The 15,385-nt window shown below is 50.2% G+C and carries 12 protein-coding genes and 1 other RNA gene; 5 read left to right on the forward strand and 8 right to left on the reverse strand.

The annotated features are described in order from the left end of the window. Positions 1 to 3: 3 nt before the first annotated feature. Positions 4 to 288: a hypothetical protein gene (locus BN1044_RS19230; RefSeq protein WP_081329630.1), complete on the forward strand. Its 285-nt coding sequence runs from the start codon at positions 4 to 6 to the stop codon at positions 286 to 288. A gap of 7 nt (positions 289 to 295) precedes the next feature. Here BN1044_RS19230 and thiQ read toward each other — a convergent pair whose 3' ends face one another. From thiQ to thiB, 3 genes are read right to left on the reverse strand one after another with little or no spacing between them, the layout of a single operon-like run. Beyond that, entirely contained in the window at positions 296 to 991 is a 696-nt protein-coding gene (gene thiQ, locus BN1044_RS19235; RefSeq protein WP_072310031.1) for a thiamine ABC transporter ATP-binding protein ThiQ, read from the reverse strand. Then, entirely contained in the window at positions 988 to 2,592 is a 1,605-nt protein-coding gene (thiP, locus tag BN1044_RS19240) for a thiamine/thiamine pyrophosphate ABC transporter permease ThiP (RefSeq protein ID WP_072310032.1), read from the reverse strand. Before thiP ends, thiQ begins: the two co-directional genes overlap by 4 nt. Then, positions 2,568 to 3,536, reverse strand: coding sequence for a thiamine ABC transporter substrate binding subunit (gene thiB / locus BN1044_RS19245; protein WP_211095727.1), 969 nt, complete (start codon positions 3,534 to 3,536; stop codon positions 2,568 to 2,570). Before thiB ends, thiP begins: the two co-directional genes overlap by 25 nt. 192 nt (positions 3,537 to 3,728) lie before the next feature. Here thiB and BN1044_RS19250 point away from each other — a divergent pair. Further along, a non-coding RNA gene (locus BN1044_RS19250) (sX9 sRNA) lies at positions 3,729 to 3,804 on the forward strand. Between the two features lie 93 nt (positions 3,805 to 3,897). Here BN1044_RS19250 and sgrR read toward each other — a convergent pair. Continuing rightward, on the reverse strand, positions 3,898 to 5,616 hold the full coding sequence (sgrR, locus tag BN1044_RS19255; protein WP_072310034.1) for an HTH-type transcriptional regulator SgrR: 1,719 nt from the start codon (positions 5,614 to 5,616) through the stop codon (positions 3,898 to 3,900). Between the two features lie 236 nt (positions 5,617 to 5,852). Between sgrR and BN1044_RS19260 the strand changes: the two genes are divergently transcribed. Together BN1044_RS19260 and BN1044_RS19265 are read left to right on the forward strand one after the other, a co-directional pair. Then, positions 5,853 to 7,031 (forward strand): sugar efflux transporter, encoded by a 1,179-nt coding sequence (locus BN1044_RS19260; RefSeq protein WP_072310035.1) that lies wholly within the window; start codon positions 5,853 to 5,855, stop codon positions 7,029 to 7,031. A gap of 245 nt (positions 7,032 to 7,276) precedes the next feature. Further along, a complete protein-coding gene (locus tag BN1044_RS19265) occupies positions 7,277 to 8,749 on the forward strand; it encodes a DASS family sodium-coupled anion symporter (protein ID WP_072310036.1) in 1,473 nt (490 codons plus the stop codon). Positions 8,750 to 8,886: 137 nt separating this feature from the next. Here BN1044_RS19265 and leuD read toward each other — a convergent pair whose 3' ends face one another. The 4 genes from leuD to leuA are packed head-to-tail and all read right to left on the reverse strand — an operon-like array spanning position 8,887 to position 13,600. After that, entirely contained in the window at positions 8,887 to 9,489 is a 603-nt protein-coding gene (leuD, locus tag BN1044_RS19270; protein ID WP_072310037.1) for a 3-isopropylmalate dehydratase small subunit, read from the reverse strand. A gap of 15 nt (positions 9,490 to 9,504) precedes the next feature. Further along, entirely contained in the window at positions 9,505 to 10,917 is a 1,413-nt protein-coding gene (gene leuC, locus BN1044_RS19275; RefSeq protein ID WP_072310038.1) for a 3-isopropylmalate dehydratase large subunit, read from the reverse strand. Positions 10,918 to 10,919: 2 nt separating this feature from the next. Further along, the gene (leuB, locus tag BN1044_RS19280; protein WP_072310039.1) at positions 10,920 to 12,011 is read right to left on the reverse strand and encodes a 3-isopropylmalate dehydrogenase; all 1,092 of its coding nucleotides are present in this window, start codon (positions 12,009 to 12,011) and stop codon (positions 10,920 to 10,922) included. 2 nt (positions 12,012 to 12,013) lie between these two features. Beyond that, the gene (gene leuA, locus BN1044_RS19285) at positions 12,014 to 13,600 is read right to left on the reverse strand and encodes a 2-isopropylmalate synthase (RefSeq protein ID WP_072310040.1); all 1,587 of its coding nucleotides are present in this window, start codon (positions 13,598 to 13,600) and stop codon (positions 12,014 to 12,016) included. Positions 13,601 to 14,374: 774 nt separating this feature from the next. Between leuA and leuO the strand changes: the two genes are divergently transcribed. Beyond that, entirely contained in the window at positions 14,375 to 15,328 is a 954-nt protein-coding gene (leuO, locus tag BN1044_RS19290; RefSeq protein ID WP_072310041.1) for a transcriptional regulator LeuO, read from the forward strand. The last annotated feature ends 57 nt before the right edge of the window (positions 15,329 to 15,385 follow it).

The following is a 15,385-nucleotide window of genomic DNA, read 5'->3' on the forward strand; positions in this document are numbered from 1 at the left end:
ATGATGAAAACTGTAACGGTAATTTTATTGTTTTTGGTATTTAGCAGCTATTCATTTGGCGAGGAAAACAATGAACCTTCAGATATCGCTGAATTTACTATAACCGCCGAGAACTGTGAACATTTTGCAGGTGAGTGGGATAACACCCTTCCCGAAGAAAATAAGAAGATGATTGAAAAATCAATCGCTCAATATTGCGGTAAAGCAAAAAAAGACCTACCTGAGTTAAGAAAAAAATATCAAAACAATAAGGATGTTACCGAAATTTTATCAGGCTATTCATTTTAAAATACCGCTACCGCCCCAACAACGCCGCAGCCGCCGGATCTTTTCCATCTAACAGATCTTGAGTGGTGCCATCATAGGCAATGCGCCCATCGGCAACCAATAATGTACGTGTGGCGATACGTGCGGCGTCATCAAGATTATGTGACACCATCAGCAGGGTGAGATTTTGCTCTGAACAAACCTGTTCTAATAGCTGTAGCATTTCTCCTCGCAGCGCGGGATCGAGCGCGGAGAAAGGTTCGTCGAGCAGTAAAATAGGCTGGTCGCGTAACAAACAGCGTGCCAGTGCGGCGCGCTGGCGTTGACCGCCGGAAAGCTGCGACGGCAATCGCGGTAGGCAATCAAGAATTCCCACCTGCTGAGCAATTTCATTCATGCGCTTTTTCTGCGTGCCATTTAGGCGTAATCCCGCATCTAACCCCAACCCCAGATTTTGCTCAATGCTTAGATGAGAGAACAAATTGTTCTCTTGGAACAGCATCGATACCGGGCGTTTGGACGGCGGCGTACTGGTGTGATTCACGCCATCTAACGTTACTGTGCCTTTATCGGCCATCAAAAAACCAGCAATCAAGGCCAGCAGTGTACTTTTGCCCGCACCGCTCGGGCCCAAAATGGCCACGCGTTCTCCGGCGGAGATGTTAAGTGAAAAACGCATCGGCTGATGCTCATAGATATAAGTGAGATCGTTCAGCGTAATCATGATTTATCTCGCCCCGGAAGACGTTCCAGCAGAGTGAAAAGTAAGAAGCACAAGATCAGCAATAACAGCGCGGTGACCGCACCGTCTTGGCTACGATAGGCGCCGATTTGCTGATACAGGTAGAAAGGCAGCGTACGGAATTGCTCGTTGCCAAACAGGGCAACCACGCCAAAATCGCCTAAGGACAGCACGCAGGCAAACGCCATGGCTTGAGAAAGCGGGCGTTTGAGCGCGCGCAGCTCTATCAGCCTTAATCGGTTGAACCCCTGAATTCGCAGCGATAGACAGAGCGGATTGTAGCGCTCGGCCAAATCGCGCATAGGGTTTTCTAACACTTTAAGCGCGTAGGGAATGGCCATTAATGCGTTGGTTAAAATCACCAGTCCATAGGCCGATTGTGGAATGCCAATAGTATCGGTTAGCAGTAAAAAGAAGCCTGTTGCGAGCACGATACCGGGCATGGCTAATATCAGCATTCCGGTCAGTTCCATACCTTGTCCTAACCAGCGATGCTGGCGTAGCAGAAGTTCACGGCTGCTCCATAGCAACATCATCGTTAGCGTTACGGCCAGCAAGCCAGCGCCTAGCGCAATTTTTAACGATGTGAACGTGGCCTGCCATAGCACGGGCTGAGTCAGCACGCTGGCAAAAGCATGATTCGCGCCGTCTGCTATCACCGCGAGCAGCGGAGGAAGGATAAGCAACAGCGCGCAGAAAATCACGCCGCTATCCAGCAACCGCGCCGCCACGTTATCGACGGGATTACGCCATTTCAGCGCTCGCGTATGACCGACTGGCAGGATGCCGCTAAGCTTTTGACTCAGCAAAACTAAACCCAAACAGCACAACAGTTGCAGTATGGCCAGCAGTGCGGCGCGGCTGAGATCATAGTCGTAGCTTAAAGCCTGATAGATCGCCAGCTCGATGGTGGTTGCCTGCGGGCCGCCGCCGAGAGAAAGCACGGTGGCAAAGCTGGCGAAACACAACATGAATATCAGCGCGCCGGCGGGCAGAATTTGGCGGCGTAGATAAGGCCATTCAACAAAACGGAACTGTTGCCAATTGCTCATGCCAAGCTGGGCGGCTAGTTGGCGCTGTTCGGTCGGAATATTTTCTAAGGCCTGAAGTAGTAAACGTGCGGCGAGCGGCAGGTTAAAGAAAATATGTGCCAGCAAAATGCCCTGTAAGCCGTAGGGCGAAAAGGTGTAATCAAGGCCGAGAAACTGACAAATCTGTGCCAGCCAGCCCTGTCTGCCATACACGCTGAGGATCCCAAAGACCGCGACCAGCACGGGCAATACCAGCGTCATGGCGCACAGGCGTAGCAATAGCTGACGGCCTAAAAAACGGCGGCGAAACAGCGCCCGAGCCAGCAAAATAGCCGGTAGAACCGAGCAAACGGCGGAGAGAAACGCCTGCCAGAAGGTGAAACGAATAACGTGCCACAGATAATCGTCTTGCCACAGGCTACGCCAATCCGACTCTGGCGCATGGCGCCAGAGTGAACCAAATGATGCCGCTGCGATGGCAATAATCGCCATCGCAGCGAACAATCCAGGGATTAACCAGAACGGAATTAACGGCTGACGGCGGCTTGCCATGAGCGGATCCATGTTGCGCGGTTTTCAGCCACTTCGGCAGGCGTAAATTCTAAGGCTTTTGCTGGAACTTTCAGCTGTTCAAAACCCGCAGGCAGCGTGGTTTTAATCACCGGATACATCCAGTTGCCGGTTGGCATTTCGTTCTGGAAAGCTGGAGTGGTAATAAACTGCATAAATTTCTGTGCTAGCTGCGGTTGCTTGCTACCGGCGAGCTGAGCCGCAACTTCTACCTGTAAGTAGTGGCCTTCGCTTAATTCGGCGGCTGCGTAGTTCTCTTTTTTCTCTTCGATAATGTGATACGCCGGCGACGTGGTGTAGCTCAGTACCAAATCTGCTTCGCCTTTCAAGAACAGGCCATAGGCCTCACTCCATCCCTTGGTCACCGTCACGGTTTTCTTCGCCAGTTTTTGCCACGCCTGCGGAGCGTCGTTGCCGTAAACCTTTTGCATCCAAAGCATTAAACCTAACCCCGGCGTGCTGGTGCGCGGATCTTGATAAATCACTTTCCATTTCTCAGGACCATCGACCAGCTGTTTCAGACTGGTAGGCGGGTTTTTCAGCGTGTTTTTGTTGTAAACGAAAGCGAAATAGCCGTAGTCATAAGGCACAAAGGTTTTATTCTGCCAGCCACCGGGAACGGTGAGCGACTGAGCATCGACTTCGCTAGGTACAAACAGGCCGGTTTTTTCGGCGGCTTGCACTAAATTATTGTCCAACCCCAATACTACGTCGGCGCTGCTTTTTTTGCCTTCCATGCGAACTCGGTTAAGCACCGAAACGCCGTCTTCCAGCGCCACAAACTTCAGCTCGCAGCCACACTCTTTTTCAAACGCCGCTTTAACCTTCGGGCCAGGGCCCCATTCAGCGGCAAAAGAATCGTAGGTATAAACAGTGAGAACGGGTTTATCAGCGCTGTGAGCCAACATAGGTGCGGCGATCAGCATTAAGGCAGGAATCAATCGTTTCAACACTTTGCACTCCGTGAGTTAAGTCAGGTCGCAAAGGTCTTTGAGCAAGCGTGGGTACACTCTCAAATCCCTCCGCCGGTGTTAGCCGGATCAGGTTCGACGGGTATCTCTCAGCAAAAACGTGCTGCGCAGGCGTTGATCCGATGTCGGGTAGTGCTCAGAATCCTCACATACTTTGTGTATGCTCCGGTTCTTCCGCGCTGACCGACACCAGCTGAACGCAGCTCGCGACGTTTTTAGATCGGCGATGGAAATTGCCGGTCTATTTTTTTGCACCCCGTTGAGAACAGGGCGCTATTGTAAAGAGAGCGTCTGTTATTAGAAAGGATTAATAACGTTACCGAGGTTTTTCACAACCGGTGGAAACGGTTAATTCATGCACATGACTGTCCGTGGGGAGCTCCGGTGGGGAGAACCACGCGGATTTGAAATCGAACCAGCCGAGCGTATTCATGCGCACGCCGCGCATGCTGTGTTGTCCGTGCAGTTTTAGCCAATGATGGAATAGGGGGTGAAGCTGATGTTCCTGCACCAAGCGTTGGCACCATTCGGCCATGGGGAGGGCATTGCTGCGCCATCGGCTGGCGTCTTGCTGTAGATCACCGCTGAGGCAGTACTGGAGCAAGGGGAGTTCATAGAGCATTGAAAATACGGAAAACTCTAGCGGCAAATAGAAATTAGCACTGCCGACCCAGAGATCGCTTTGCGCATCGCCTTCGTGCCAGCGACTGTAGCTTATCTCCTGCATGGTAAGCTCAACGCCATATTCGGCCAGCAACGGCTTAAGCGCTAAATAGATAGCGTGGAATTCTGAATGCTTGGTGTAGACCGTTAATGTTAAATGAGTGAGATGCTCGGGTTTTTTATTTTCACTGATCAATAAATTATGGTGCCAGCGCGGTAGGATGCCGTAGGCCGGTGACCAGTAACGTTGATGAATTTTTCCGGCTTTATTGAGCAGGGCAATCGGCGTCATGACCTGACAGAGCCATTCGCGCACCGCCGGATCGGAGGTCAACGGCGAACGTTGGTCGAACAGCATAAAGTAGCAGCCTTCTTCCAAGCGGCTTTCCAGCTCATCTTTACCCGTATCGTCGGATTGGAGCTGCACGCCTGCGTGTACCAATTCTTCTGAAATTTCAGGCAGAACCCAGATGTTAACTTCGTCAATTAGCGCACGGAAACCAAAGTAGTCGTCGTAAGCACGGATTTTCAGCTGTGTCTGCGTGTTACGCACCACCTGATAAGGGCCGGTGCCGATAGGCGAGCGCGTGAAGTTCGGTAGTGATTGCCATTCGTGTGGCAGGATCATGGCGCTGACGCTGCCCAGCAGCCACGGTAGCCATGCATCGGGCGTGCTTAAGTGGATGTCGATGACGTAAGGGTTGGGTGAGGTAATTGTTTTTAGATGTGAAAATAGCGGCTGATCGCGTAAACGCTCGAGCGATTGGATAACGTCGATCATTTCGAGTTCGCGGCCATGATGGAAACGGATCGCGGGACGTAGATAGAAGCGCCAGTGCAGGGGCGTAATTGCCTGCCAGTGATGGGCAAGATCGGATTCTAGTTCCCCATTTTCCTCATTTAGCTGGGTAAGTCCGCTGAAGATTTGCCGCGCCAAATGGGTTTCAGAGCGGCGCATTGGCGTTCCGGGGAGCAGATTAAACAACGGGCGATAGTAAAGAATGCGCAGAATATGCTTACCTTGGCGGAAGCTTCGGCCTAGCTGGGAGAGTAGCATTTGGCGTACTGAGCTGCGGTCGCCCACCAGTTGAACCAGTTGCTCAATATGATCCTGTTCCAGCAACTCCTCTGCGCGTAGCTGCTGTACCTGAAGGCCCGTTGACTGGAACGTTAGCGTTGAGCGCTTTCCTCGGCCAGACTCGGCCTGCCAATGCAGCCAACCTTGTTGTTGCATTGAGTTTAATAAGGTTCTGACATGACGACGTGAACAACTTAGCGTTTCTGCAAGCTCGCCCAGCGTGGTTTCCGCAGACTGGCCTTTGAAGCTTTGCCATAAACGTATGAACTGATGTTGTAATCGCGATGTCGCCATAAAAGAGGAACCTTTTTAGGTAAAGCTATCAATTTTTCTTTCCCTATATTACGCAGATAATTTCAGCAGATGAAAGAGAAAGAGGTGAGTAATCATTTGTCTCTCCGACATCAAAGAGTGTTTCTGAGTAATGGTGCTTTTCACCGACCAGCAGGTTTGCCTGCTGGTTTTTTTATATCCGTGTTCTGTTATCGTACGACACGCCGTATTTGCTCATGCCAGCTTAGGAAATCAGGATGACCTCTTTGTTGACTGCCCGCCGCCGAATTAACCCTATCTACGCCGCGTTTCTTATTGTTGCCTTTCTAACGGGGATTGCGGGCGCGCTTCAGGCTCCCACGCTGAGCTTATTTTTGACGACCGAGGTTAAGGTTCGCCCCCTGTGGGTTGGGCTGTTTTATACCGTCAATGCGATCGTCGGGATCGCGGTGAGTTTCCTACTGGCCAAACGATCCGATCGTCAGGGCGATCGCCGTAAACTGATTATGTTTTGCTGCGCTATGGCGGTTGGAAACTGCCTGCTATTCGCTTTCTGTCGCAGCTACTTGCTGCTGATTTCTGCCGGGGTATTTTTAGCCGCGCTGGCGAATACGGGAATGCCACAGATTTTTGCCTTGGCGCGTGAATATGCCGATCGTTCGGCAAGCGAAGTGGTGATGTTTAGCTCGGTGATGCGTGCGCAGCTTTCCTTGGCATGGGTTATTGGCCCGCCGTTGTCGTTTATGCTGGCGCTGAACTACGGCTTTACGTTTATGTATTTGATTGCCGCAGGCGTATTTGTGCTGGCGATCGTACTGGTAGCGTTGATGTTGCCGTCGATGCCGCGCACCGAAAGCGTGGGCGAAGCGGTCGTTATCCCGACCAATGCGTTTGGTGACAAGAATGTGGTTCTGCTGTTCATATCCTCCATGCTGATGTGGACCTGCAACACCATGTATATTATTGATATGCCGCTGTATATCACGCAAGATCTCGGCCTGCCTGAGAATTTGGCTGGTCTGCTGATGGGTATCGCTGCGGGTCTAGAGATCCCCGCCATGATTCTGGCGGGTTACTATGTGAAACGCTTTGGCAAACGTAACATGATGCTGTTTGCAGTGGCGGCCGGTATCCTGTTTTATGCGGGTTTGGTGCTGTTTAAATTTAAGCTGGCGCTGATGGTGTTACAGCTGTTTAACGCCGTTTTCATTGGCATTATTGCCGGTATCGGCATGCTCTATTTTCAGGATTTGATGCCGGGTAGGGCGGGCAGCGCGACTACCTTATTTACCAACAGTATTTCAACCGGTGTGATTATGGCGGGTGTTCTGCAGGGGGCATTAGCTGAAACTGTGGGACATCATGCGGTTTATTGGCTGGCGGCGGCGCTGGCGATTATGGCCCTAATTTTGTGTTCTCGTGTACGAGAGGCCTAGTTTGAGATTTAGGGTCGTATGAAAATGCGATCCTATTTAACTGCTAAGAAAATAACCAATTTGTCGTTTTTTGATACTGCGCAACGCCTTAGCCGAGCTATTCAGATAGCGTTAATGCAAGTGCATAGGCGTTACCTGCAAACAAAACATTTCAATTCACCTTGCCTGCGCACTAAACTCCTCTGCTTTTATTTATCTCCACCGGTACGGAGATGCCGACTCACCTAGGAAGAGTTGATAATAATATGGGTAAATTAACACCGCTAAAGCCTATACCTTCTCTAATTTCCATCGCCATCGCCCTGATTATCTGGTTTGTCATTCCCGTGCCTGAAGGCGTGAGCCCCAATGCATGGCATCTGCTTGCGCTATTTGTGGGTACCATCGCCGCTATCATCGGTAAAGCGATGCCGATTGGCGCGGTATCAATAATTGCTATTGCCTTAGTTGCGCTGACGCAGGTGACCAATCCGGGCAAACCCACCGCGGCTTTGGATGATGCGCTGAGTGGTTTTTCCAACCAGCTGATTTGGTTAATCGGGATTTCCATCATGATATCGCTCAGCCTGAATAAAACCGGGCTTGGGGCACGTATCGGTTACTATTTCATTTCGCTGTTTGGTAAGAAAACGTTGGGCATTGCCTATGCGTTGGCGTTGGCAGAAACCACGTTAGCGCCGGTAACACCAAGTAACACCGCGCGCGGTGGCGGCATCATTCACCCTATTATGAAGTCCATTGCCGACAGTTTTGGTTCGAAGCCAGAACCGGGCTCCACGCAGAAGATTGGTCGATACCTGGCACTGGTGAATTACAACATTAACCCGGTTACATCGGCGATGTTTATTACCGCCACGGCGCCAAACCCATTGATTGTAAATTTATTGCTGAAAGGCACTGGCTCAACGTTTGAACTCACATGGTCAATGTGGGCGATTGCTGCCTTGGTGCCGGGGATAATCTCTCTGTTGGTGATGCCGTTGATTGTTTACTGGCTATATCCGCCAACCATCAAACGAACGCCCAACGCGCCGCGCTTTGCCAAAGATAAGTTGGCGGAGCTTGGGAGTATTTCGTTAGCAGAAAAAATCACGCTGGGGGTATTTGCGTTATTGCTGTGCCTTTGGGCGGGAATACCTGCATTCCTTTTCGGCAGTGCGTGGGTGGTTAATCCAACCACGGCGGCGTTTATCGGGCTGGCGATCCTCTTGGCGACCGGCGTTCTAAGCTGGGACGACGTGCTGAAACACAAAGGTGCGTGGGACACGGTGGTGTGGTTTGCCGCGCTGGTGATGATGGCGACCTATTTAGGCAAGCTGGGCTTGATCAGCTGGCTTTCACAAAGTGTTGGCAATGCCATTTCTCATCTCGGTATGGGATGGGTAGGCGGGATGATCTTGCTGACGTTGGTTTATGTCTATTCGCACTACTTTTTTGCTAGCACCACGGCGCACATCACCGCGATGTTCGCCGCATTCTTCGCTGCGGGTCTGGCACTGGGCGCGCCACCCGCCTTGTTAGGTTTAGTGCTGGCGTTCTCTTCATCATTGATGATGTCATTGACGCACTATGGTACGGGCACTGCGCCGATTATCTTTGGTTCGGGCTACGTAACTTTGGGCGAGTGGTGGAAAACCGGATTTATTCTCAGCGTAGTGAACCTACTGATTTGGATTGTGATCGGAAGTTTGTGGTGGAAGTGGTTGGGGTATTGGTGATGAGTGAATTTTAGTTCCTCCATAGCACCCCACCCTAACCCTCCCCTTCGCAGGGGAGGGAACCGTTTCGTGATGTTATCTCGATCTAATTCTCCCTCTGGTAAGGGGGCGCTTGGTGGGGTAAGTAAGGGATTAAATTAGCGCAAAAACTCCGGTAATTTTTCCTCATAAGCGGATATAGCCGCTTCGTGCTGTAGCGTCAGACCAATGCTATCCAAGCCATTCATCATGCAGTGGCGACGGAAACTGTCTAGCTCGAACTTATAGGTTTTGCTTCCCGCATGAACGGTTTGCGTTTCCAGATCGACGGTAAACGATATTCCGGGGTTGGCTTTGACCTGTTCAAACAATTCATCGACTTCGGATTCGCTTAGCGTGACGGGCAACAGCTGATTGTTAAATGAGTTGCCGTAGAAAATGTCTGCGAAGCTTGGCGCAATCACCACTTTAAAGCCGTAATCGGTTAATGCCCATGGGGCGTGCTCGCGTGATGAGCCACAGCCGAAGTTTTCGCGCGTCAGTAAGATGCTTGCGCCTGTGAATGCAGGCTGGTTCAGGATGAAATCAGGGTTAGGTTGCTGGCCTGCATCGTCTAAAAAACGCCAGTCGTTAAACAGATGCTGACCAAAGCCGGTACGGGTGACCTTCTGTAAAAACTGCTTAGGGATAATCGCATCGGTGTCGACGTTCGCGGCGTCCAAAGGAACAACGATGCCGCTGTGCTGAATAAATTTAGCCATGTGTAGTGCTCCTTATCAGATCGCTGCGGTCGCTAATTCACGAATATCGGCAAAGTGCCCGCTTACTGCGGCGGCGGCGGCCATTGCAGGGCTGACCAGATGCGTACGGCCACCGCGGCCTTGGCGGCCTTCAAAGTTACGGTTGCTGGTGGATGCGCAGCGCTCGCCTGGATTCAGACGATCGTTGTTCATCGCCAAGCACATTGAGCAACCCGGTAAACGCCATTCAAAACCGGCCTCGATGAAAATTTTATCCAGACCTTCGGATTCCGCCTGTGCTTTCACAGGACCTGAACCCGGAACCACAATGGCCTGCACGCCGTTGGCAACCTTACGCCCTTTGGCGATAGCCGCAGCGGCACGTAAATCTTCGATGCGTGAGTTGGTGCAGGAGCCGATAAAGACCTTGTCGATGGCAACGTCGGTCAGCTTAACTCCGGCTTCTAAATTCATGTAAGCCAGCGCTTTTTCTGCCGAGGCACGCTCCATGGGATCGCTGAATGATTCAGGTGCAGGGATTGGCTGGTTGATGGCAATCACCTGACCTGGATTGGTTCCCCACGTGACCTGAGGGGCGATGTCGCTGGCGTTCAAGGTAACGGTGGCGTCAAATTGTGCTCCCGTATCTGACTTCAGCGTGCGCCAGTATTCCACGGCTTTGGTCCAGTTTTCGCCTTTTGGCGCAAACTGACGGCCTTTCAGATAATCAAAGGTCGTTTCGTCTGGTGCCACTAAGCCGGCTTTTGCGCCCATTTCTATGGCCATATTGCACAGCGTCATGCGGCCTTCCATCGACAGGGCTTCTACGGCTTTGCCGCAGAATTCCACTACGTGTCCGGTACCACCGGCGTGACCGATTTTGCCAATCACGGCCAGCACGATATCTTTGGCCGTAATGCCTTCGGCGGCATCGCCAGCAATTTCAATTTTCATGGTTTTTGCTCGGCCTTGCTTCAGCGTTTGAGTCGCTAAAACATGTTCGACTTCGGAAGTGCCGATACCGAAGGCCAATGCGCCGAATGCGCCATGGGTGGCGGTGTGAGAATCGCCGCAAACAATGGTGTTACCCGGTAATGTCATGCCTTGCTCGGGGCCGATAACGTGAACGATACCTTGGAAGGGATGATTCAAATCGTATAACTGCACGCCAAATTCTTTGCAGTTTTTCATCAGTTCTTGCATCTGGATACGTGCCATATCGCCGCAGGCGTTAATATCTTTGGTCTGCGTAGAAACGTTGTGATCCATGGTGGCAAAGGTTTTGCTGGTTTGGCGAACAGGGCGGCCCATTGCACGCAGACCATCAAACGCCTGTGGTGACGTGACTTCGTGCACCAAGTGGCGGTCGATATACAGCAGCGGCGTTTCGTTTTCAGCTTCATAAACGACGTGAGCATCAAACAATTTTTGATATAAAGTTTTCGCCATGATCAGGCCTCCTGTGCGATAAAGCGGGCAATTGCATCGCCCATCTCTGAGGTTGAAATCGCTTTACCATCACCCGCTAAATCGCTGGTGCGGAAGCCTTGCTCTAATGCTTGATTAACAGCTTGCTCAACGGCGTTAGCCGCATCGTCTGCATTCAGGCTGTAGCGCAGCAGCAGGGCAAATGACAGAATTTGAGCAATAGGATTGGCAATGTTCTTTCCTGCGATATCCGGGGCAGAGCCACCCGCAGGTTCATACAGACCGAAGCCTTGTTCATTCAGGCTGGCGGAAGGCAGCATGCCCATCGAGCCGGTGATCATGGCGCACTCGTCCGACAAAATATCGCCGAAGATGTTGGAGCACAGCATGACGTCAAACTGCGACGGATCTTTAATCAGCTGCATGGTCGCGTTGTCGATATACATGTGATTCAGCTCGACGTCTGGGTAGTCTTTGCCGATCTCAGTAGCAATTTCGCGCCACAAAATAGAGCTTTGCAGCACGTTCGCTTTATCAATGGAGGTCACTTTGCCACGACGTTTGCGCGCGGCTTCGAAGGCGATACGTGCGATACGTTCGATTTCAAAGCGATGATAAACCTCGGTATCGAAAGCTCGCTCATGCATACCTTGGCCTTCTCGGCCTTTCGGCTGGCCGAAGTAGATCCCGCCGGTTAATTCACGCACGCACAGAATATCGAAGCCGCGAGCGGCGATATCGCTACGCAGCGGGCAAAACTCTTCTAATCCTTCATATAAGCGCGCTGGGCGCAGGTTGCTAAACAGTTTGAAGTGTTTACGCAATGGCAATAATGCGCCGCGTTCAGGCTGCTGTGCGGGCGGTAGGTTCTCCCATTTTGGGCCACCGACGGAGCCAAACAGAATCGCGCTGGCTTGTTCACAGCCTGCAATGGTGGCTGCGGGCAAAGGCGTGCCGTGCTTGTCGATGGCTGCGCCACCGACGTCATATTCGCTGGTAGAAATTCTCAGGCCAAAGCGCTGGCGCACGGCGTCGATGACTTTGTAGGCCTGCGCCATAATTTCTGGACCGATGCCGTCTCCGGGTAAAACGGCAATGTGATGTGTTTGGCTCATAATTAGATCGCTTCCTGATTAGAATGAGAAGGTGATGTTTGTGTTTGGTGGATGCGCTGTTTTTCTTTTTCGACCTGCTGCGCACGCCAGATATTATTCAGTACGTTAATCAACGCCTGAGCGGAAGACTCGACGATGTCGGTAGTAATGCCGACGCCGTGGAAGCGGCGGCCGTTGTAATTGGCAACGATATCAACCTGACCCAGAGCATCTTTGCCTTGGCCTTTTGCTGAAAGCTGATATTTAATAATATCAATGTCATAGCCAGCGATACGGTTGATAGCTTGATAAACAGCGTCGACAGGCCCATTGCCAGTTGCGGCTTCTGCGCTGATTTCTCCGCCGATGTTTAATTTCACCGATGCGGTTGCCATCACGCTGGTACCCGACTGGACGCTGAAGTAATCCAAGCTGAAGTGCTCAGGCTCTTCCTGCTGCTTATTAATAAAGGCCAGCGCCTCTAAGTCGTAGTCGAATACCTGCCCTTTTTTGTCAGCCAGTTTCAGGAAGGCATCGTATAAGGTGTCCAGATTGAAGTCGGTACCTTCCTGATAACCCATCTCTTCCATGTGATGTTTCACGGCAGCGCGGCCAGAGCGAGAGGTCAGATTCAGCTGTACCTGATTCAAACCAATCGATTCTGGGGTCATGATTTCGTAGTTTTCGCGGTTTTTCAGCACGCCGTCTTGGTGGATGCCAGAAGAGTGCGCGAAAGCATTAGAGCCCACAATGGCCTTATTACCCGGGATGGGCATATTGCACATTTGGCTGATGAATTGGCTGGTGCGGTAAATTTCCTGATGGCGAATATTGGTATGCACACCCAGCATTTCGGAACGTGTACGGATGGCCATGATGACTTCTTCCAATGCACAGTTGCCTGCTCGCTCGCCAATACCGTTGATTGTCCCTTCGACCTGACGTGCACCGGCCTGAACCGCAGTAATGGAGTTGGCGACCGACATGCCCAAATCGTCATGACAGTGAACGGAAATGATGGCTTTATCGATGTTAGGCACGCGCTCGTACAGATTGGTGATGATGCCACCAAATTGATAAGGCGTGGTGTAACCGACAGTGTCGGGAATGTTGATGGTGGTGGCACCGGCCTTGATGGCGGACTCAACGATGCGGCACAGATTGTCTAACGGAGTACGGCCCGCATCTTCGCAGGAAAACTCAACGTCATCCGTGTAGTTACGCGCACGTTTCACGGAATGCACCGCCATTGCCACGACATCCTCAAAGGATTTTTTCAGCTTTGATTCAACATGCAGCGTGGAGGTGGCCAAAAATACATGAATGCGGAAGGCTTCAGCGACGCGCAGCGCTTCAGCGGCGACATCGATATCTTTATCTACGCAGCGTGCCAGTCCGCAGACTCGGCTGTTTTTGATGTTACGCGCAATGGTTTGTACCGATTCAAAGTCACCAGGGGAAGAAACGGGGAAGCCAACTTCCATAACGTCAATCCCCATGCGTTCTAATGCCATCGCGATTTGCATCTTCTCTTTGACGCTCAGACTTGCTTGTAATGCTTGTTCACCATCGCGCAGCGTGGTGTCGAAAATAATCACTTGTTGGCTCATGCAGGTTGCTCCTCAATCGTTCTTATTTGTCGCGTTGCGCTGCTTTTGATGTAAAAAAAAGCCCGCGCATTTGCGCGGGCTTTCTTGTGTTTGGTTGGAATCAGTTTTGATTACCGCCCACAGGCTCACCGCGCATGCTGGATGCGAGAAGGAGGAGGCTGAGGAGGCGAGTCGTCTGGATCATGTGATTCCGCTCTTAATCTGGGTGAGTAATTTCAATACTTAAAGTGATACTGGATAGCTAAAGTCTTGTCAACGGGTATTTCAGTAGGTGAGAAAAACTCATATCCGATGGGCCTAGTGATAAATATTCTTCTTATGAAGTAGTACAGGATTGTGAGGTGTCTCAGAAATTTTAATGAAACATTAGTTGGCTAATTACGATAGGGCTGTTCTATAACTTGGTTTGTTTCGGTGATAACTAATTGGATGAGAAGCGTATTTTTTAAAATATACATACTTATTATTCTTTGTTAGTTAACTATTGCTTCCTTGAATTTTAAGTACAACTAAATCATTAATCACTAGAATGCATTGGTGTTGAATGAATGAAAGGTTGATGAGTGACAGATGGCCTTTTGTGTCATTTTAATTCTAAATAAATCAATTTGTATTTATTGCTGTGTTTATTTTTATAGCTAGGGATAGCGTTTAAAAATTCCCAAACTGGACGGCTGAGCGGGGTTTGAATTTTCGGCTGTTTTCATATCTTAATTAATTCGTGGTTTTATTTTCTAATCGCGATGCTGAAATATAAATTATATTAGGTGATGTATGTCAGTACAAAACGAAGCTATGTCTTTGGCCGAGAATGGAAGTACAGAACTGGTTCAACTCAGAAACGTTGACCTTAATTTGCTGACTGTCTTTGATGCGGTTATGCAGGTGCAAAATATCACGCGTGCGGCACATGCCTTAGGTATGTCTCAGCCCGCGGTGAGTAACGCTGTTGCTCGATTGAAAGTCATGTTCAACGACGAACTCTTCATGCGCTATGGCCGCGGTATCCAGCCAACGCATCGGGCATATCAGCTGTTTGGTTCGATTCGCCAAGCATTGCAGATTGTTCAGAATGAACTCCCTGGCGCTGGCTTTAACCCGCTAGTAAGTGAACGTGTATTTAATGTGGCGATTTGTAGCCCATTAGATATTCGACTAACAGCAAAGCTATTTAATCAAATTAAAGAGAGCGCATCTCACGTTCAGTTACATTTAAACTCATCAGTAAATGAAAATATTGAACGTAAATTACGCTATCAAGAAAAAGACTTCTTGATTAGCTACAGTCATTTTGAAAGTGAAGAATACTCTTGCGAACCTCTATTTAAAGATGAGTTCGTTTTAGCCGTATCTAAGAATCACCCAAGAATTAATAATATGGTCAGCTATCAGCAGCTATTGGTTGAGCAACATGCTGTTGTTGGTTTGAATTTATTCTCATCGCTAAGCCGTAGTTATTATGAGGCGAGTGAGTTAGCCCGTTGTGTTGCATATCAAGGTACCGATATGAACAGCGTACTGAGCGTGGTATCTAAAACTGAAATGGTGGCTATTGCCCCACGCTGGCTGGTTGAGGATTATGCAGAACACTTGAATCTTTCTGTGGTGTTACTCAGTGATTTGGAGAGAGAACGTACCTGCTATCTGAGCTGGCACCATGCCGCAGAGCGTGATAGCGGTCATCAATGGATGAAAGCCGTACTGAGTGACTTTGGTAGTAAATTTTAAACTTCATGTTTAAATAATTAAGTTAATAAAGAGAGAGCATTAAGCTCTCTCTTTGCA

This window comes from Hafnia alvei, assembly GCF_900095695.1.
GTDB classification, from domain to species: domain Bacteria; phylum Pseudomonadota; class Gammaproteobacteria; order Enterobacterales; family Enterobacteriaceae; genus Hafnia; species Hafnia alvei_B.

What these genes read in the sequence shown, in the direction of transcription:
- BN1044_RS19230 (WP_081329630.1), top strand. Translation starts at nt 4, where the DNA reads ATGAAAACTGTAACGGTAATTTTATTGTTTTTGGTATTTAGCAGCTAT.
- thiQ (WP_072310031.1), bottom strand. Translation starts at nt 991, where the DNA reads ATGATTACGCTGAACGATCTCACTTATATCTATGAGCATCAGCCGATG.
- thiP (WP_072310032.1), bottom strand. Translation starts at nt 2,592, where the DNA reads ATGGCAAGCCGCCGTCAGCCGTTAATTCCGTTCTGGTTAATCCCTGGA.
- thiB (WP_211095727.1), bottom strand. Translation starts at nt 3,536, where the DNA reads ATGCTGATCGCCGCACCTATGTTGGCTCACAGCGCTGATAAACCCGTT.
- sgrR (WP_072310034.1), bottom strand. Translation starts at nt 5,616, where the DNA reads ATGGCGACATCGCGATTACAACATCAGTTCATACGTTTATGGCAAAGC.
- BN1044_RS19260 (WP_072310035.1), top strand. Translation starts at nt 5,853, where the DNA reads ATGACCTCTTTGTTGACTGCCCGCCGCCGAATTAACCCTATCTACGCC.
- BN1044_RS19265 (WP_072310036.1), top strand. Translation starts at nt 7,277, where the DNA reads ATGGGTAAATTAACACCGCTAAAGCCTATACCTTCTCTAATTTCCATC.
- leuD (WP_072310037.1), bottom strand. Translation starts at nt 9,489, where the DNA reads ATGGCTAAATTTATTCAGCACAGCGGCATCGTTGTTCCTTTGGACGCC.
- leuC (WP_072310038.1), bottom strand. Translation starts at nt 10,917, where the DNA reads ATGGCGAAAACTTTATATCAAAAATTGTTTGATGCTCACGTCGTTTAT.
- leuB (WP_072310039.1), bottom strand. Translation starts at nt 12,011, where the DNA reads ATGAGCCAAACACATCACATTGCCGTTTTACCCGGAGACGGCATCGGT.
- leuA (WP_072310040.1), bottom strand. Translation starts at nt 13,600, where the DNA reads ATGAGCCAACAAGTGATTATTTTCGACACCACGCTGCGCGATGGTGAA.
- leuO (WP_072310041.1), top strand. Translation starts at nt 14,375, where the DNA reads ATGTCAGTACAAAACGAAGCTATGTCTTTGGCCGAGAATGGAAGTACA.